This is a genomic window from Afipia sp. GW822-FHT04G07, from assembly GCF_058800765.1.
This window is the reverse complement of the sequence record NZ_JBXAMP010000001.1, coordinates 1,448,526-1,465,756: the sequence shown is the minus strand read 5'-3', so window position 1 is coordinate 1,465,756 and position 17,231 is coordinate 1,448,526. Positions and strand designations below refer to the sequence as shown.

16 protein-coding genes are annotated in these 17,231 nt (G+C 61.4%); 12 read left to right on the top strand and 4 right to left on the bottom strand.

From position 1 onward, the window contains the following. The first annotated feature begins 2 nt into the window (after window positions 1-2). The 10 genes from AC1RKJ_RS07265 to AC1RKJ_RS07220 all read left to right on the top strand — a co-directional run bounded on the left by AC1RKJ_RS07265 (window position 3) and on the right by AC1RKJ_RS07220 (window position 10,899). Window positions 3-329 (top strand): DUF2160 domain-containing protein, encoded by a 327-nt coding sequence (locus AC1RKJ_RS07265; RefSeq protein ID WP_492790398.1) that lies wholly within the window; start codon window positions 3-5, stop codon window positions 327-329. 103 nt (window positions 330-432) lie between these two features. Then, window positions 433-2,169, top strand: a complete 1,737-nt coding sequence (locus AC1RKJ_RS07260) for an ABC transporter substrate-binding protein (RefSeq protein WP_492792668.1) — start codon at window positions 433-435, stop codon at window positions 2,167-2,169. Between the two features lie 391 nt (window positions 2,170-2,560). Continuing rightward, window positions 2,561-3,436: a branched-chain amino acid ABC transporter permease gene (locus AC1RKJ_RS07255; RefSeq protein ID WP_492790397.1), complete on the top strand. Its 876-nt coding sequence runs from the start codon at window positions 2,561-2,563 to the stop codon at window positions 3,434-3,436. Between the two features lie 9 nt (window positions 3,437-3,445). After that, the gene (locus tag AC1RKJ_RS07250; protein WP_492790396.1) at window positions 3,446-4,597 is read left to right on the top strand and encodes a branched-chain amino acid ABC transporter permease; all 1,152 of its coding nucleotides are present in this window, start codon (window positions 3,446-3,448) and stop codon (window positions 4,595-4,597) included. Continuing rightward, complete coding sequence (locus AC1RKJ_RS07245; RefSeq protein WP_492790394.1) at window positions 4,594-5,352, top strand: ABC transporter ATP-binding protein; 759 nt, start codon at window positions 4,594-4,596, stop codon at window positions 5,350-5,352. The genes AC1RKJ_RS07250 and AC1RKJ_RS07245 overlap by 4 nt, the downstream gene beginning before the upstream one ends. Window positions 5,353-5,362: 10 nt before the next feature. Next, window positions 5,363-6,142: an ABC transporter ATP-binding protein gene (locus AC1RKJ_RS07240; protein ID WP_492790393.1), complete on the top strand. Its 780-nt coding sequence runs from the start codon at window positions 5,363-5,365 to the stop codon at window positions 6,140-6,142. Between the two features lie 74 nt (window positions 6,143-6,216). After that, window positions 6,217-8,055, top strand: a complete 1,839-nt coding sequence (locus AC1RKJ_RS07235) for an AMP-dependent synthetase/ligase (RefSeq protein WP_492790392.1) — start codon at window positions 6,217-6,219, stop codon at window positions 8,053-8,055. A gap of 116 nt (window positions 8,056-8,171) precedes the next feature. Then, window positions 8,172-9,371, top strand: coding sequence for an ABC transporter substrate-binding protein (locus AC1RKJ_RS07230; RefSeq protein WP_492790391.1), 1,200 nt, complete (start codon window positions 8,172-8,174; stop codon window positions 9,369-9,371). A gap of 95 nt (window positions 9,372-9,466) precedes the next feature. Further along, window positions 9,467-10,462: a phosphotransferase family protein gene (locus AC1RKJ_RS07225; protein ID WP_492790390.1), complete on the top strand. Its 996-nt coding sequence runs from the start codon at window positions 9,467-9,469 to the stop codon at window positions 10,460-10,462. Between the two features lie 62 nt (window positions 10,463-10,524). Beyond that, on the top strand, window positions 10,525-10,899 hold the full coding sequence (locus tag AC1RKJ_RS07220; RefSeq protein WP_492790389.1) for a DUF6285 domain-containing protein: 375 nt from the start codon (window positions 10,525-10,527) through the stop codon (window positions 10,897-10,899). A 3-nt stretch (window positions 10,900-10,902) separates the two neighbouring features. Here AC1RKJ_RS07220 and AC1RKJ_RS07215 read toward each other — a convergent pair whose 3' ends face one another. Beyond that, a complete protein-coding gene (locus tag AC1RKJ_RS07215) occupies window positions 10,903-11,682 on the bottom strand; it encodes an enoyl-CoA hydratase-related protein (RefSeq protein WP_492790388.1) in 780 nt (259 codons plus the stop codon). A 221-nt stretch (window positions 11,683-11,903) separates the two neighbouring features. Between AC1RKJ_RS07215 and AC1RKJ_RS07210 the strand changes: the two genes are divergently transcribed. Together AC1RKJ_RS07210 and AC1RKJ_RS07205 are read left to right on the top strand one after the other, a co-directional pair. Beyond that, the gene (locus tag AC1RKJ_RS07210; protein WP_492790387.1) at window positions 11,904-13,199 is read left to right on the top strand and encodes an acyl-CoA dehydrogenase family protein; all 1,296 of its coding nucleotides are present in this window, start codon (window positions 11,904-11,906) and stop codon (window positions 13,197-13,199) included. Between the two features lie 92 nt (window positions 13,200-13,291). Beyond that, a complete protein-coding gene (locus tag AC1RKJ_RS07205) occupies window positions 13,292-14,071 on the top strand; it encodes a helix-turn-helix domain-containing protein (RefSeq protein WP_492790386.1) in 780 nt (259 codons plus the stop codon). Here AC1RKJ_RS07205 and AC1RKJ_RS07200 read toward each other — a convergent pair. The 3 genes from AC1RKJ_RS07200 to AC1RKJ_RS07190 form a co-directional block, all read right to left on the bottom strand. Beyond that, a complete protein-coding gene (locus AC1RKJ_RS07200) occupies window positions 14,068-14,730 on the bottom strand; it encodes a glutathione S-transferase family protein (protein ID WP_492790385.1) in 663 nt (220 codons plus the stop codon). The genes AC1RKJ_RS07205 and AC1RKJ_RS07200 overlap by 4 nt on opposite strands. A gap of 82 nt (window positions 14,731-14,812) precedes the next feature. Then, window positions 14,813-15,964 carry an acyl-CoA dehydrogenase family protein gene (locus AC1RKJ_RS07195; RefSeq protein WP_492790384.1) on the bottom strand — a complete coding sequence of 384 codons (1,152 nt, stop codon included), beginning with the start codon at window positions 15,962-15,964 and terminating at the stop codon, window positions 14,813-14,815. Between the two features lie 28 nt (window positions 15,965-15,992). Next, window positions 15,993-17,159, bottom strand: a complete 1,167-nt coding sequence (locus AC1RKJ_RS07190) for an acyl-CoA dehydrogenase family protein (RefSeq protein ID WP_492790383.1) — start codon at window positions 17,157-17,159, stop codon at window positions 15,993-15,995. Window positions 17,160-17,231 lie beyond the last annotated feature (72 nt).

Here is a 17,231-nt window from a genome sequence, read left to right as displayed (position 1 = left end):
TCATGGAAAATATCGCATGGATGGCATGGACTGCCCCGACAGCAATCTTCTTCTGCCTGCTGGCGGCGACGCTTGGAACCATGACGTGGCTGGCGGTGCGCTATCCGGAGGCGGAGCGCGTCGGGATATTGCACATTCCGACCACACGCGGCGACCGGCTGTTCATTTCGCTGATCATGGCGGCGATCATTCATCTTTTGTGGATTGCATTTGCGGGCACGAACCCGATTGCGACGCTCCCCCTTGGAGAAGGCGTCGAGATATCGAGTTTGTGGATCGCCAGCGTCATTTCGGTTGGCATGGCCGTTGTCATATTTCGCAACGTCTAGCTAAGCGAAAAGAGGCAGATCCGGGATCAACCCGGAGCTGAAGTTGTGTTTCAACGGAGGAAACCAAATGCGACATCTAACCGGGAAGAGCCGTCTTCTGTCGATGGCAAGCGCGGTGGCCTTGATAGCAGCGTCGGCTGCGATCATGCCGGCGCGCGCCGATGATGCGGTCAATCAGAAGTGGATCGACAGCGAATTCCAGCCATCGACGTTATCGAAGGCGGATCAGATGAAAGAACTGCAATGGTTCGCAAAGGCCGCTGAACCCTTCAAGGGCATGGAGATCAACATCGTCTCCGAAACCATCGCGACCCACGAATACGAAGCCAACACGCTCGCAAAGGCCTTCAGCGAGATCACAGGCATCAAGCTCAAGCATGACGTGATTCAGGAAGGCGACGTGGTCGAGAAGATCCAGACCCAGATGCAGTCCGGCAAGAACGTCTATGACGGCTGGATCAACGACTCGGATCTGATCGGAACGCATTTCCGCTACGGTCAGGCCATCGCGCTGTCTGACTACATGACGGGCGAGGGCAAGGACGTCACCAACCCGATGCTCGACATCGACGACTTCATCGGAACGTCATTCACCACCGCGCCGGACAAGAAGCTCTATCAGCTTCCGGATCAGCAGTTCGCGAACCTTTACTGGTTCCGGTACGACTGGTTCACCAATCCGGACTTCAAGGCAAAGTTTAAGGCCAAGTATGGCTACGAGCTCGGCGTGCCGGTGAACTGGTCGGCGTATGAAGACATCGCGGAGTTCTTCACCAACGACATCAAGGAAATCAACGGCGTCAAGGTCTATGGCCACATGGACTACGGCAAGAAGGACCCGTCGCTGGGATGGCGGTTCACCGACGCCTGGCTGTCGATGGCCGGCAACGGCGACAAGGGTCTTCCGAACGGTCTGCCCGTCGATGAATGGGGCATCCGCATGGAAGGCTGTCGTCCGGTCGGCTCGTCTGTCGAGCGTGGCGGCGATACCAACGGTCCGGCGGCGGTCTACTCGATCGTCAAGTATCTCGACTGGATGAAGAAGTATGCTCCGCCGCAAGCGCAGGGCATGACCTTCTCTGAATCGGGTCCGGTGCCGGCGCAGGGCAATATCGCCCAGCAGATGTTCTGGTACACAGCCTTCACCGCCGACATGGTGAAGCCGGGTCCGGTGGTGAACGCCGACGGCACGCCGAAGTGGCGTATGGCGCCGTCTCCGCACGGCTCGTACTGGAAAGAGGGCATGAAGCTCGGCTATCAGGACGTGGGCTCGGGCACGCTGCTCAAGTCGACGCCGCCGGATCGCCGCAAGGCTGCCTGGCTCTATCTCCAGTTCATCACCTCCAAGACGGTGTCGCTGAAGAAGAGTCACGTCGGTCTCACCTTCATCCGTGAATCCGACATCTGGGACAAGTCCTTCACCGAACGCGCGCCGAAGCTCGGCGGTCTGATCGAATTCTACCGCTCGCCCGCGCGCGTGCAGTGGTCTCCGACCGGAAACAACATCCCGGATTATCCGAAGCTCGCCCAGTTGTGGTGGCAGAATATCGGCGATGCGTCGTCCGGTACGAAGACCGCTCAGGCTGCGATGGACTCGCTGGCTGCGGCCCAGGACTCGGTGCTTGAACGCCTCGAAAAGTCGGGCGTGCAGGGCGCCTGCGGACCGAAGCTCAACAAGAAAGAAACCGCTGAGTTCTGGTTCGCCAAGTCGGAAAAGGACGGCAACATCGCGCCGCAGCGCAAGCTGGCGAATGAGAAGCCGAAGGGTGAGACCATCGACTACGACACGCTGATCAAGTCGTGGCCGGCCTCGCCGCCGAAGCGCGCCGAAGCCAAATAAGGACTTACAAAGAACCTCCCTGTGCGCCTAAGCCTTGCAAACGAGACTTGCGCACAACTTGAAGGCCGGGAGCGATCCCGGCCTTTTTCCTTTGCGATGCCTCGTGCGCGAGCGCTTGCGCGGCAAGACATCGCACCCCGAGCAATCGTGACTGCCGTTCCTGAAAAGAACTGCCAAACGCAAATCTCGTTGCGGCGCACCCAGTGCCCTGAACGGCAGGCGAGCGCGAGGATTGTTGACACGCCATCGCCGTTTGGCTCTGATTGCCGGAAGTGCGCACGCAAAAAACGCATAGCTAATCGACACAAGAACTGACCAAAGCGATCGTTAGGATCGCAACGTGACCTAGGCGATCGACAGAATCGCGGCACGTGGGGGAGGGATACCGGGAATGCTGGACTTCGTTCAGCAGTTGGTGAGCGGCGTTGCGCTCGGCTGTGTTTATGGCCTGATCGCTCTTGGCTTCGTCCTTGTTTACAAGGCCACCGAAGTCGTCAATTTCGCGCAAGGCGATCTGATGATGCTGGGCGGATTTTTCGCCTTCACCTTCATCAGTCTGCTCGGTTTCAACTACTGGCTCGGCTTCATCGCCGCCGTCGGCGCGATGGCGCTGTTCGGCATGTTGGCCGAACGCCTCGTGGTGAGGCCGATCCTCGGCTATCCGCAATTCTCCATTATCATGGCGACCATCGGGCTCGGCTTCTTCCTGCGTTCCGTCGCGGGCATGGTCTGGGGCACCGACGATCTCAAGATCGAGACGCCGTTCAGCCATGGCGTGCTGCGGCTTGGCAGTCTCGTGCTGGCCTATGACAAACTGTCGGTGATCGCCGCGACGGTCATCCTGTGCGGCGTGCTGTATCTCTTTTTCAACAAGACGACGCTGGGCACCGCGATGCGCGCCAGTTCCGAGAACATGCTCGCGGCCTACTATATGGGCATCCCCGTCAAGCGGGTGGTGTCGATTGTCTGGGCGATCAGCGCCGCGGTCGCGACCTGCGCCGGCGTGCTGCTCGCGCCCATTACGTTCGTTCACTCCAACGTCGGGCTGGTGTTGGGACTGAAAGCGTTCCCGGCCGCCGTGCTTGGCGGCTTCGGGTCGATCCCGGGCGCGGTGGTCGGCGGCGTGCTGGTCGGCGTGATCGAAAGCATGGCGGGATTTTATCTGCCGCAGGGATGGAAGGATGTCGCCCCATACATCGTGCTGCTCGCAGTTCTGCTGTTGAAGCCGGAAGGCATCTTCGGGCTTCACACCCGGAAGAAAGTCTGAGGGGCGCAGATGCGGTTTCTTTTCAAGACTGACTATGACGACGACATCCGGCTCGTCCCGCACAGCGGGTACATCTGGTCTTACGGCGCGCTGCTGGTGCTGCTGCTGGCGGCGCCGTTCGTCCTCAGCAGTTATCTTGTCAGCCAGCTTGTCTTCGTCTGCATCTACGCCACCGTCGGCGTGGGTCTGATGATCCTGACCGGATTCACCGGACAGGCCTCGCTGGGACACGCGGCGTTTCTTGCCATCGGGGCCTACACCGCCGCCTACCTTCAGCAGATGGGCGTTCCGTTCATCGTCTATTTTCTGGCGGCTGGGGTTCTGGCCGGTATTGTCGGCGCGATGGTCGGATTTCCGGCGCTGCGGCTGCAGGGTATCTATCTTGTCATCGCCACGATCTCGTTTGCGCTGATAGTGGAAGAGATTCTGGCGCGCTGGGAAAGCGTGACCCACGGCAATGACGGGATGCGTGTCCGCGCGATCCAGATGTTCGGCGGCAGCATCACGCGCGACAGTCCGACCTTCTATTACATGTGCCTCGGCCTTTTGATCCTGGTCATTGTCGGGACACTCAACCTGATGCGCTCGCCGACCGGCCGCGCGTTCGTCGCTATCCGTGACAGCGAGACCGCCGCGAAGAGCATGGGCATCAACATCTCGCTCTACAAGGTGAAGTCGTTCGCGCTGAGTGCTGCGATCACGGGCCTCGCGGGCTGTCTCTTTGCCCACAAGATGTCCTTCATCAGCCCGGAGATGTTCACGCTCCAGCTGTCCATCGAATTCATAATGGTGATCATTATCGGCGGTGTGCTCAGCCTGCATGGCGCGGTGCTGGGCGCGATCTTCATTGTGATGGTCGATCCGTTCCTGACCTTCCTGAAGGACGACATCCCGGGGATGATCGCCGGTCTTTCGGCGATGTTCGGCGCGGGCGCGGAGCAGGCGGCCAGCATCCAGAGGAACGTCGCGGCGATTGCGTCCGCGAACGGCCTGAAAGGCGCGATCTACGGCCTGATCATCATGCTCTTTATCCTGTTCGAGCCTTACGGCATTTACGGCCGCTGGCTGAAGATCAAGCTCTTCTTCCAGTTGTTCCCGCTCTACAAGCGCGCGACCTTCAAGCGGCAGAAGATCTACGTCAAATCGGAGCGGAACCGATGAGCTGTCTCCGCGCCGAGAATCTCTCGCTCCACTTCGGCGGACTGAAGGCGGTGGATTCCGTCAGCTTCGCGGTGGAGAAGGGCGAAATCCTTTCCATCATCGGGCCCAACGGCGCAGGCAAAAGCTCGATCTTCAACCTGATCTCGCGCCTTTACGACCCGACCTCGGGACGGCTTTACTTCGAGGATCAGGACATCACCAATGAGCCTGCTTACGGCATCGCGAAGCTGGGCATCGCGCGGACGTTCCAGAACATCGAATTGTTCGAGAATGCTACGGTCCTGAGTAACCTCCTGGTCGGACGGCACCGCCACTGCACCACCAGCCTGTGGCAGGAGCTGCTGTTCCTGCCCAATGTGCGCCGCGACGAAAAAGCGCATCGCCGCCGCGTCGAGCAGGTCATCGATTTCCTTGACCTTGCCGCCCATCGGGACAAGCTCATCTCCGGATTGCCTTATGGCGTGCGCAAGGTGATCGAACTTGCCCGCGCGCTATGCACCGAGCCGAAGCTGATCCTGCTCGACGAGCCGTCGTCGGGCCTGAATGTGGAGGAGACCGACGACATGTCGTTCTGGATCCGCGACATGAAGACCGAGCTTGGCATCACCGTGCTGATGGTCGAGCACGACATGACGCTGGTCAACCGGGTGTCGGACCGTGTGATCGCGCTGAACTACGGCCGTGTGCTGGCGATGGGCGCGCCGGCCGAGGTTCAGGCGCATCCCGACGTCGTTGCAGCCTATCTCGGCGCATGAGGACGATGTCATGAGCAATCCCGACATCATTCTCAAGCTCAGCAACATCGAAAGCTACTATGGGCCGATCATGGCCATTCGTGGCATCAGCCTGGAGGTGCCGCGCGGCAAGATCGTCACATTGCTCGGCGCCAACGGCGCCGGCAAGACCACGGTGCTCAAGACCATCTCCGGCATTCTCGATCCGCAAAAAGGCTCCATCGAATTCAAGGGGCAGGCGATCCAGCGCATGGAGGCGGACAAGATCGTGCGCCTCGGCCTCAGCCACGTGCCCGAGGGCCGCGAGGTGTTTCCGTTTCTCAGCGTGCGCGAGAACCTGATGATGGGCGCGTATCCGCGCAAGGATCGCGACGGGGTCGCTGCCGATCTGGAGCGGGTGTACGGGTATTTCCCGAGGCTGCGCGAGCGCGTCGATCAGCCCGCCGGTCAACTGTCCGGCGGCGAGCAGCAGATGCTGGCCATCGGCCGCGCGCTGATGAACCGGCCCGTTCTGCTGCTGCTCGACGAGCCCTCGCTAGGGCTGTCGCCGATCCTGGTGAAGGAGATTTTCACGATCATCAAGCGCGTCAACGCGGAGCAGGGCATGTCGATCCTGCTGGTGGAGCAGAACGCCAAGGTGGCGCTGGAAACCGCGCATTATGGCTACGTGCTGGAGATCGGGCGCGTGGTGATGAACGACACCTGCGAGCGGCTGATGATGTCACAGGACATTCAGGAATTCTACCTTGGCGCCAAGGAAGACGGCGCACGAGGCGAGCGGCGCTGGAAGAAGAAGAAAACCTGGAGATAAGATTGCGGCAAGACCGGCGGTAAGCCGGCGAAAGCGCAACACGCACGAGGTAACGAGAGCACAAGGATCAAGCCATGGCGAGACCCGCAGTGATCACCGTCGCGGATACGATCGCGAAGAGCTTTCTGCTGGCGGTCGAAACCCGCGGCGACAAGCCCGCGATCCGTGAAAAATATCTCGGCGTCTGGCAATCGACCAGCTGGCGCGAGTGGTTGCAGAAGGCGAAGGAAATCGCCTACGCGCTCGACGCAATCGGGTTCAAGCCCGGCGACGTCGCCTCGATCGTCTCGAATGCGACGCCGGAATGGGTCTACGCCGATATGGGCGTGCTGTGCGCGGGCGGCGTGTCGTCGGGTATCTATCCGACCGACTCCCCGAGCCAGGTTGAATATCTGGTCAACGACTCCCGGACCAAGGTGATCTTCGCCGAGGATGACGAGCAGCTCGACAAGGTTCTGTCCTGCCGCGCGAAATGCCCGACCGTCGAGAAGATCGTCGTGTTCGACATGGAGGGCCTGAGCGGCTTCAGCGATCCGATGGTGATGTCGCTCGATGAATTCATGGCGCTCGGCCGCAATCACATGCAGGGGCGGGACGCTCTGTGGAACGAGATGATCGAAAGCCGGGGCGCAAACGATCTCGCCATTCTGGTCTACACGTCGGGCACGACGGGACCACCGAAGGGCGCGATGCATTCCAACCGCAGCGTCACCCACCAGATGCGCTACGCGGACTATCTGCTGGTGCCGACCGATCATGAAGAGCGGTTGGTGTTCCTGCCGCTGTGCCACGTCGCGGAGCGGATCGGCGGCTACTATCTCTCGATCGCCGTCGGCTCGGTGATGAACTTCGCCGAAAGCCCGGAAACCGTGCCGGACAATCTGCGCGAGGTGCAGCCGACCGCATTCCTGGCGGTGCCGCGAATCTGGGAGAAATTCTATTCAGCCATTACGCTGGCCTTGAAGGATGCAACGCCGCTCCAGCAATGGATGTATCGCCGCGCCATCGGCGTCGGGCAGCGGCTCACGGACTACAGGCTGGAGGGAGAGATAGCGCCGTTATCGCTGCGGCTCGCGGGCAAGGCCGCCTACTGGCTGGTGTTCCGCAACATCCGGCGGATGCTGGGGCTGGACCGCGTGCGCATCGCGTTCACCGGCGCAGCACCAATCTCGCCCGACCTGATCCGCTGGTATCTCGCGCTCGGTCTCGATATGCGCGAGGTCTACGGCCAGACCGAGAATTGCGGCGTGGCGACGCTGATGCCCAACGAGCGCATCAAGCTCGGCTCGGTCGGAAAGGCCGCGCCCTGGGGCGAGGTGATGATCTGTCCGCAGGGCGAGATCCTCATCAAGGGCGACTTCCTGTTCATGGGCTATCTGAACCAGCCCGAGAAAACCGCCGAGACCATCGACGCGAAGGGCTGGCTGCATACCGGCGACGTCGGCACCATCGACAACGAAGGTTTCGTCAAGATCACCGACCGGATGAAGGACATCATCATCACGTCGGGCGGCAAGAACATCACGCCTTCCGAAATCGAGAACCAGCTCAAGTTCTCGCCCTATATTTCGGATGCGGTGGTGATCGGCGACAAGCGGCCGTTTCTGACGTGTCTGGTGATGATCGATCACGAGAACGTCGAGAAATTCGCGCAGGATTACGACATTCCGTTCACGAACTACGCGAGCCTCTGCCGCGCGCCGGAAGTTCAGGACCTGATCCAGCGCGAGATCGAGACCGTGAACGCGAATTTAGCCCGCGTGGAAACCATCAAGAAGTTCCACCTGATCGAACGGCAACTGACGCCGGAGGATGAGGAACTGACCCCGACCATGAAGCTGAAGCGCAGTTTCGTGAACAAGTCCTACGCAGCCGAGATCGATGCAATGTACCGGGCGAGCGCCGTGGCGTAAGCTCGCGACATATTGCGTCACAAGAAGCGCATTCCGCGGCCTGAAAGGGCCGCTCAGCGGCGAAGGTAGCAAGGCCCGGCCTTCGCTGAATATGGGCCAACAGGAAGGAGACCGTTATGTCGAAATCGTTCAAGGCGCTGGGCCTTGCGGTGGGGGCGCTCGCGCTGACCCAGTCGCCGGCCTTCGCACAGACCAAGGTGACCAACGAAGGCATTTCGCCGACCGAAATTGTCGTCGGGTCGCACCAGGATTTGTCCGGCCCGATCAAGGGCTGGGGCGTGCCGGTGGCCAACGGCCTGAAAATGGCGGCTGACGAGATCAATGCCGCCGGCGGCATCAACGGCCGCAAGATCAAGCTGATCGTGGAAGACTCCGGCTACGATCCGAAGCGCGCGGTACTGGCCTCGCAGAAGCTGATCGAGAAGGACAAGATCTTTGCCATGGTCGGACCGATGGGTTCGCCCACCGTGCTCGCGGCCCAGGACATCCTGTTCGATGCCGGCGTGCTGCAACTCTTCCCGCTGACGGCCGCGGAGTTCACCTTCAAGTTCGATCCGGCAAAGCCGCAGGAAAGATTGAAGTTCAACAACATTCTTCCTTATGTTGAAAGTACACGTGCCGCGCTCAAGCACATGATCGAATGGAAGAAATTCGCCAAGCCCTGCATCATGCATCAGGATGACGAATTCGGAAAAAGCGTTCTTGATGGCTTCAACCAGCAAGTCACCGCGATGAAGCTGACACCGGCTTCGATCACCAGCTACAAGCGTGGCGCGTCCGATTTCAGCGCGCAGGTTGCGAAGATGAAATCGGACGGTTGCGATCTCGTCGTCCTTGGCACGGTGATCCGCGAAACCATCGGCGCGATGGGTGAAGCCAAGAAGCTCGGCTGGGATGTGACGTTCCTCGGCGCAACACCGACCAACGTCCTCGAAGTTCCGGCGCTCGGCAAAGAGGCTGTCGAGGGTCTGTATGCCGCCGCCGGTTTCGAGATTCCCTATCCGGACACGGCGAAGGGGAAGGCCAAGGACTGGCTGGACAACTACAAGAAGGCGTTTGGCGCTGACGCCAACACGCAGGCCATCATCGGCTACAACGCCATGATGACCTTCGCCCACTATGTGAACAAGGCGGGCAAGGATCTGACCGGCCAGAAGGTGCTCGATGCGATGGAATCCGGCGACGTATTCCAGGATATCTTCAATTCGCCGCCGACCAAGTTCTCGAAGACAAACCATCTCGCCAGCACGGTGACGCAGGTTCAGCAGGTCAAGAACGGCCGCTGGGTTCTGGTCAAGGACGGCCTGATGTTCTAGCGCTTACGGAACGCGGGCGCGGGCCGGTCAATGACTGGTCCTGCGCCCGCGTTTTTCTTTGCGGTCCAAACTCCGAAACGATACCTTGCCTCACAATGACAATTGAAAGCCCGGTCAAAGCCGGCATCGCAAACTGGTTCCCCGGAGCCACGGGGGTCGGCGGTCTGACTCAGCTTTCCGGCGGCGCGAGCCAGGAGACCTGGGCATTTGATGTCTTGCATCCGTCAGGAAACATCGCGGTCATTCTTCGCCGCGCGCCTGCGGGATATGGCGCCGCTCCCACGCGTGCTGCCGGGCTCAAGGCCGAAGCCGTTCTGATGCAGCAGGCCTATGAGGCCGGAATTCCGTCGCCGCGTGTGCGTCATGTGTTGAGCCCGCAGGACGGTCTTGGCAGTGGCTTCATCATGGACCGGGTCGAAGGCGAGACGATCCCGCGCAAGATCCTGCGCGACGCGCAATTTACGCAGGCGCGCGCGGTGCTGACGTCACAACTCGGCAAGGCGGTCGCGGGCATTCACGCGCTGGATAAGGCGCGTCTGCCTCAACTGCGGCTGATGACGGTCGCCGGCGAAATCGGCGACCTTGCCGCTGAATACAAATCATTTGATTGGCCGCGGCCGGTGTTCGATCTGGCGTTGCGCTGGCTGCGCGACAACGCGCCTGTGCAGTCGCCGGTGGTGACGCTGGTCCACGGTGATTTCCGCCATGGCAATCTCATTGTTGGCCCGGACGGGCTGCGCGCGGTGCTCGACTGGGAACTGGCGCATGTCGGCGATCCGATGGAAGATCTCGGCTGGATCTGCGTCAATTCATGGCGCTTCGGCGAAATCGACAAGCCTGTCGGCGGCCTCGGCAGCCGCGAGGAATTTTTCGCAGCCTACGAAGCGGCGTCGGGCCGGGTCGTGGATGTGCCGCGCGTGATGTTCTGGGAAGTTCTCGGCACCCTGCGCTGGGGCGTGATGTGTTGCGGCATGATGCAGCGGTTTCGCGCGGGCCCGGATCATTCCATGGAGCGCGCGATGATCGGCCGCCGTGCATCCGAAACCGAGATCGATCTGTTGCGGCTGCTGGCGCCGCGTCGCGGCGCATGACGCAAGAAAAGCGTGCAGCGGTTTCGGACAACGTCATGCGCCAAGGATAAGTTGAGGGTCACATGCAGGATCATCCCACGCCGGTCGAGCTCATCAACGCGGTGGCGGAATTTCTCCGTGCCGACGTCGCGCCGCAAATGTCCGGGCATGGCGCGTTCAAGCTGCGGGTCGCGCTGAATGCGCTGGATCTCGTGGCGCGGCAGATGACGCGCGCGGCCTATAGCGACGCCGGTGAGGCGGAGCGTCTGTCGAAGCTGCTCGGCCGGGAAGGGGGGCTCGAAGACCTCAACCGGTTGCTGTCATCGCGTATCCAGAGCGGCGAACTTGATCTTGAAACGCCGGGCCTTGCCGAGCATGTCTGGCAGACCACCATGGACAAGCTTGCCGTCGACCAGCCGAACTATGCGTCTTACCGGCGCGAGCGCGACGAGCAGTAAGGGCTACTTGCCCTTCCATTGCGGTGGGCGCTTCTCCGCGAACGCCTTGGGGCCTTCGACATAATCCTCCGACGCGGCCAGCGCCTTGACGGCGGGATAGTCGAACTGCTCGCCGAGGGCCTGTTCCAGCGACACGCCGAGGCCGCGATGCATGGTCTGCTTCGAGGCGCGGATCGACATAGGGCCGTTCTGCAAAATGAGATTGGCCCAGCGCTCCGCGCCGGCCAGCGCTTCGCCCTTGGGAACGACTTCATTGACGAAGCCGAGTTCAAGTCCTTCGCGCGCGGGGACGTGGCGTCCGGTCAGGATCATGCCCATGGCGCGCTTCAGGCCGATCAGGCGGGGCAGGCGGTGCAACCCTCCGGCGAGCGCGGCGAGGCCGACACGCGGTTCGGGCAGGGCGAAGGTTGCGTTCTCTGACGCGATGATCAGGTCGCAGGCCAGCGCGATCTCGAATCCGCCGCCCATCGCCACGCCGTTGACGGCGGCGATGATCGGCTTGTCGCAATCGAAACGATGGGTCAGCCCGGCAAAGCCGCTCTTGTCCCAGCCGCGCTGGCCGCCCTGGGCCTGCCATTTCAGGTCGTTGCCCGCGGAAAACGCCCTGTCGCCAGCGCCGGTGACAATGGCGATCCATTGATCCGGATCTTTGCTGAATTCGTCGAAGATACGATGCATCTCGAAGTGCATCGGCGAATGCACCGCGTTCATCACCTCCGGGCGGTTGAGCGTGACGATGGTGAGCGGACCTTTGCGGTCGACCTTTGCGAATTCGTAAGCCATGCGTTCCCTTACGCTGCGTTGCAACACATGCGTGTTTTTGTGCGCCCAGTTAGCCAGCAAACAACGCGCTTCACAAATTAATTAAGCGCTTGACTAACGACCCGGGCCTTATCTTAATTCGGCCTCCCGTCGCGGGCTCCTCCGAGTGCCGCGACGTCAGGAAGGCGTCAAAGAACGTCGAGAAAAAACGAAGCCCGGGATGGACCGCCAGGAGCGCTGCGTTGGATTTCTCACTGCCTGACGATCTGGTTGCTTACCTCGCGGAGCTTGATCGCTTCATCGATCGCCAGATCAAGCCGCTTGAGGCGCGTGACGACAACAAACGCTTCTTCGATCACCGGCGCGAATGGGCGCGAACGGATTTCGACCGCGACGGTCTGCCGCGTCGTGAATGGGAAGACCTGCTGCGTCAGGCGAAAAACCTCGCCGATGAAGCGGGGCATCTGCGCTTTGCGATTCCGTCACGCTACGGCGGCAAGGACGGCTCCAACCTGTGGATGGCCGTGATCCGCGAGCATTTCGCCGCCAAGGGTCTCGGGCTGCATAACGATCTTCAGAACGAACACTCCATCGTCGGGAATTTTCCGCTCGTCACCATGCTGGACCGCTATGGCCGCGACGACCAGAAAGCGATGATCGAAGGCGCGATCACCGGCAAATACCGCATCACCTTTGGCCTGACCGAGCCCGATCACGGATCGGACGCCACCCACATGGAAACCATGGCGGTTCCGGCCACGCGCGACGGCGTCAGCGGCTGGGTCATCAATGGCGAGAAGATGTGGACGACCGGAATGCACGTCGCCACCCATTGCGCGACGTTCGCGCGCACATCCGGCAAGAGCGGCGACGCGAGGGGCATTACCTGCTTTCTGGTCCCGGCCGATGCCGAGGGCGTGAAGGTCGAGGAATATCTGTGGACCTTCAACATGCCGACCGATCATCCGCGCGTCAGTTTCACAGACGTGTTCGTGCCTGACGACGCGCTGTTCGGCGAAACCGGCCGCGGCCTGTCGCTGGCGCAATGCTTCGTGCATGAAAACCGGATTCGACAGGCCGCGAGTTCGCTGGGTGCGGCCGTCTACTGCATCGAGGAAAGCGTGCGCTACGCGCGCGAGCGCAAGCCGTTCGGACAGGCGCTGGCCGAGAACCAGGCGATCCAGTGGCCGCTTGTCGAGCTTGCGACGCAAGCCGAGATGCTGCGGCTGCTGATCCGCAAGACCGCGTGGGAAATGGACCGCATGACGCAGGCGGAGGTCGAGCAGCGTCTCTCCGACAAGGTCTCGATGTGTAATTTCTGGGCGAACCGGCTGTGCTGCGAGGCCGCCGACCGCGCGATGCAGGTGCATGGCGGCATGGGCTATTCGCGACACAAGCCGTTCGAGCATATCTACCGTCATCACCGGCGCTACCGCATCACCGAGGGCAGCGAGGAAATCCAGAAGCGCAAGGTCGCCGGGTTTCTGTTCGGCTACATGGGTGCGGGGCGGACTGAGCAGGCTGGGAAAGATCGATAAGACCCTTCACAAAGAAGCGAACCATCGCTCAAGATCGAAGTCTCGGGGAGAACATCATGCGCGTGTGCAAGTCCGTCCGGTCCGACCGGTTCATGTTGATCAGTTCGGAGCGCGTGTTCTATGCGGGGCTGCACGGCACGCCGTCGGTGCGGGCTCTCGGCGCGCTGGCGGTCTGCGTGCCGCTGCACGGCACGGCGCGTCTTGAAATCGAGGGGCAGCCGCCGCGCGTCGGCGAAATCCTCGCCGTTCCTGCCTATCTGCCGCACAAGATCACCTCGGAATCCCGCGAAATTCTTGGACTTCTGATCGAGCCGGAATCGGTCTGCGACGAAGATCTCGCGGAGATCATCCGCCAGTGCGACGATCCGGTTGCGGCGAGCCGGCTCGCTGCGCGGTTTCGCGAGATCTATGCGACGATGGCGCTGAGCGGCACCAGCGGTTTCACCTCCGCGGATTTCGACCAGATATTTCTCCAGCGCCGCCTGAAGCAGCGGGATCTGGATACGCGCATATCGACCGTTGTGTCGCGGTTTCAGGCGAAGCCGTCCAGCAGCATTTCGGGTGACGATTGCGCCAGCGGCGTCAGACTGTCGCTGTCGCGCTTCCTGCATCTGTTCAAGGACGAGACCAACATGAACTTCAAGACTTTCCGTGCCTGGAAGCGCGCGCGGAATATCCTGCATCACGTCAACGTCGAACGGAATCTCGCGCACTTCGCGCTCGATGCGGGCTATCCGGATTCGACACATTTCAGCCATTCGCTGCGCCGCATTTATGGATTGCAGCCGAGCGCGTTGTTTTCCGGCTCGCGCCGCTTGCAGATCATCAACGGACGCGATGTTGCGAGCGACGCAACGGGACTGCGGGCTTAGGTCGCCGCCGGAACGCGCGGCGCGACGCCTTGCTCGGCGCCAGCGCGGTCCTGCGCCGCAATCGCCTTGCGGAATCCGTCGCGCTGTTTGAGTCGCTCCCAATACGCGGTGACAGCCGGGGTGAATTGCTCGGACAGACCGTTGGAAACCGCGAACATCAATGCGTATCCAACCGAGATGTCGGCCGCGGTGAAGCGTCCGGCGCAAACCATCTCCGACCCGGTGACCGCCGTTTCGAGCGACCGCAGCCGGGCCAGAAACCAGCGCGCGTAATCGCTTGCAGCCTGCGGATTTCTGCGTTCTTCCGGCTCGAGCTGCGCATAGCGGAAGTAGATCGTCTGCGGAAATGTCAGTGTCGCTTCGCCGAAGAACAGCCAGTTCAGATAAGCGCCGTAGGCGGGTTCATCGACCGTGACGTTCAGAGGGGTCGGGCCGTACTTCGTCACAAGGTAATGGCAGATTGCGGACGACTCCGTCATGCGCGTGTCGCCGTCGATTAGCAGCGGAATGGTGCCCAGCGGATTGAGCTCAAGATATTCGCGCTTCAGGAATCGCGGCGGGAAGGGCAGCATCTTCAGGTCATAGGGGATGCCGAGTTCTTCCAGCGTCCAGAGCGGCCGGAACGAACGCGCGCTGGCGCAGTGGTAAAGGGTCAGCATGTCGAATGGTTCCTTGCTTCTCGGCACTATACAGCGCGTCTCATGACATGGCGCAAGCCGCTTGCTGCTCCGGCCAAAGCTCTTACTGCTCCGGCAGCGTGCCCATGTACTTGCACAGCACGCTCAGCATCACCTCGTCAGCGCCGCCGCCGATGGAGGTCAGCCGCCGGTCGCGGTAAGCGCGGCTGACGCGGGTTTCATTCATGAAGCCCATGCCGCCCCAGTATTGCAGGCAGGCGTCGGGAATCTCCCGGCCCAGACGGCCAGCCTTCAGTTTACCCATGGTCGCCAGCGGGGTCACGTCGTTGCCGCTGATGTATTCCTCGCAGGCGCGATAGAGCAGGGAGCGCAACAACTCTATCTCGGTTTTCAGTTCGGCGAGCCGGAAGTGGATCACCTGATTGTCGAGCAGAGGCTTGCCGAACGCCTTGCGGGCGCGGGTATAATCGATAGTCTCGTCGATGGTCTTCTCGTGAGACTTCAGGCACGCCGCCACCGCCCACAGCCGTTCCTCCTGGAATTGCAGCATCTGATAGGTGAAGCCCTTGCCTTCCTCGCCGATGCGGTTGCGCTTCGGCACGCGCACGTCGGTGAATTTGATTTCCGCCGTGTCCGAACAATGCATCCCGAGCTTGTCGAGCTTGCGCAGAACCTCCACGCCTTTGGTCTTCATCGGCAGGCAGATCAGCGACTTGTTGCGGTGGACCGGACCATCGCCGGTGTTGGCGAGAAGGCACATCCAGTCGGCCTGTGTGCCGTTGGTGATCCACATCTTGCCGCCGTTGATAATGTAGTCGTCTCCGTCGGAGCGCGCGGTGGTCTTGATCGACGCCACATCCGAGCCCGCGCCGGGCTCCGACACGCCGATACACGCTACAAAGTCACCCGCGATGGAGGGCGCGAGAAATTCGCGCTTCATCTCGTCGGAGCCGAAGCGCGCCAGCGCCGGTGTCGCCATATCGGTCTGCACGCCGATCGACATGCCGACGCCGCCCGCGTTGATCGCGCCGAGTTCTTCCGCCATCACCATGCCGTAGCTGTAATCGAGACCCGCGCCGCCATATTCCACGGGCTTGCACAATCCGAGCAGGCCGAGGTCACCCATCTTCTTGAACACCTGATGCGCCGGATAGATTGCGTCGCGCTCCCATTCGTCGACGAACGGATTGATCTCGTTCTTGATGAACTGCTGCATGGTGCGGCGGATGGCGTCGTGCTCCTGCGTGAACTGCATTGCGTTTCCCGGTTCTTCTTGTGATTGCCTAGAGTCCCATCTGGCGGCTCGCCAGATCCTTCATGATTTCCTCGGTGCCGCCGCCGATGGCGTTGACCTTCACCTCGCGATAGATGCGTTCGACCTTGGGGCCGCGCATGTAGCCAGCGCCGCCGAAAATCTGCACCGCTTCGGAGGCGCAGTACGCCAGCGTCTGCGTCGCCTGGTTTTTGCACATGCAGACTTCAGCCACGGGATTATCGCCTTGCTCCAGCCGCCAGATCAGCAGTTCCAGCATCGCCTGCGTTGCGGCCACGCGCTGCGCCATGTCGACGATCTTGTGCCGGATGACCTGATGATCGGCGAGCCGCTTGCCGAAGGTTTTACGCTCGCGTGCATAGGCGATGGCTTCCTCGACGCAGACCCGCGCAAAGCCGGTGCAACCAGCCGCAAGGCCAAGCCGTTCGCTGTTGAAATTCTTCATGATCAGCTTGAAGCCGGAATTTTCGGTGCCGATCAGGTTTTCCGCAGGTACACGACAATCGTCGAAGTAAAGTGTTGCGGTATCGGATGCCCACCAGCCCATTTTCTTGAGCGGCGTGCGTGAGAAACCCGGCGTGTCGCGTTCGATAAGAAGCAGGCTGACACCGCCGGCGCCTTCGCCGCCGGTGCGCACCGCGACGGTGGTATAATCCGCGCGCATGCCCGAGGTTATGAAGGTCTTCTCGCCCTTGACCACATAGTGGCCGCCGTCGCGCCGCGCAGTGGTGCGCAGGTTGGCCACGTCGGAGCCGCCACCGGGCTCGGTGATCGCGAGCGCGGAGATTTTCCGGCCCGCCAGAATGTCGGGCAGCACGCGCGCTTTCAGTTCGTCTGATCCGCCATAGACGATCGGCGGTGCGCCGATGGTGTGGCTCTTGAGGCTGGCGCTGACGCCGCCGGCGCCTGCACGGGCCAGTTCCTGTGCGGCGATCATGGACATGAAGCGGTCGCAGGGGACGCCGCCGTATTCCTCTGGGAATCCAAGCTGAAGCAGGCCGATGGAGGCCGCTTTCAGATAGAGTTCGCGGGGAAATTCTCCCGCTTCGTCCCATTGCGCTGCAAAAGGCTCGATCTCGGTCGCCACGAAGCGCCGCAACATATCGCGGAACGCAACGTGTTCGGGCGTCAGAAAGGGGCTGGCCGGGGTCTCGGCGAACCGCTCGGGGGCATCCATCTTCATCCTCCATGTAGGAGATTTATGGCCCGTTCCCGCGGCGCAGACTTGCGTTAAGCCGCCATGTCTTCT

Excerpts from the sequence above, each read along its gene's own strand:
- AC1RKJ_RS07265 (WP_492790398.1), top strand. The coding sequence starts at position 3 with ATGGAAAATATCGCATGGATGGCATGGACTGCCCCGACAGCAATCTTC.
- AC1RKJ_RS07260 (WP_492792668.1), top strand. The coding sequence starts at position 433 with ATGGCAAGCGCGGTGGCCTTGATAGCAGCGTCGGCTGCGATCATGCCG.
- AC1RKJ_RS07255 (WP_492790397.1), top strand. The coding sequence starts at position 2,561 with ATGCTGGACTTCGTTCAGCAGTTGGTGAGCGGCGTTGCGCTCGGCTGT.
- AC1RKJ_RS07250 (WP_492790396.1), top strand. The coding sequence starts at position 3,446 with ATGCGGTTTCTTTTCAAGACTGACTATGACGACGACATCCGGCTCGTC.
- AC1RKJ_RS07245 (WP_492790394.1), top strand. The coding sequence starts at position 4,594 with ATGAGCTGTCTCCGCGCCGAGAATCTCTCGCTCCACTTCGGCGGACTG.
- AC1RKJ_RS07240 (WP_492790393.1), top strand. The coding sequence starts at position 5,363 with ATGAGCAATCCCGACATCATTCTCAAGCTCAGCAACATCGAAAGCTAC.
- AC1RKJ_RS07235 (WP_492790392.1), top strand. The coding sequence starts at position 6,217 with ATGGCGAGACCCGCAGTGATCACCGTCGCGGATACGATCGCGAAGAGC.
- AC1RKJ_RS07230 (WP_492790391.1), top strand. The coding sequence starts at position 8,172 with ATGTCGAAATCGTTCAAGGCGCTGGGCCTTGCGGTGGGGGCGCTCGCG.
- AC1RKJ_RS07225 (WP_492790390.1), top strand. The coding sequence starts at position 9,467 with ATGACAATTGAAAGCCCGGTCAAAGCCGGCATCGCAAACTGGTTCCCC.
- AC1RKJ_RS07220 (WP_492790389.1), top strand. The coding sequence starts at position 10,525 with ATGCAGGATCATCCCACGCCGGTCGAGCTCATCAACGCGGTGGCGGAA.
- AC1RKJ_RS07215 (WP_492790388.1), bottom strand. The coding sequence starts at position 11,682 with ATGGCTTACGAATTCGCAAAGGTCGACCGCAAAGGTCCGCTCACCATC.
- AC1RKJ_RS07205 (WP_492790386.1), top strand. The coding sequence starts at position 13,292 with ATGTTGATCAGTTCGGAGCGCGTGTTCTATGCGGGGCTGCACGGCACG.
- AC1RKJ_RS07200 (WP_492790385.1), bottom strand. The coding sequence starts at position 14,730 with ATGCTGACCCTTTACCACTGCGCCAGCGCGCGTTCGTTCCGGCCGCTC.
- AC1RKJ_RS07195 (WP_492790384.1), bottom strand. The coding sequence starts at position 15,964 with ATGCAGTTCACGCAGGAGCACGACGCCATCCGCCGCACCATGCAGCAG.
- AC1RKJ_RS07190 (WP_492790383.1), bottom strand. The coding sequence starts at position 17,159 with ATGGATGCCCCCGAGCGGTTCGCCGAGACCCCGGCCAGCCCCTTTCTG.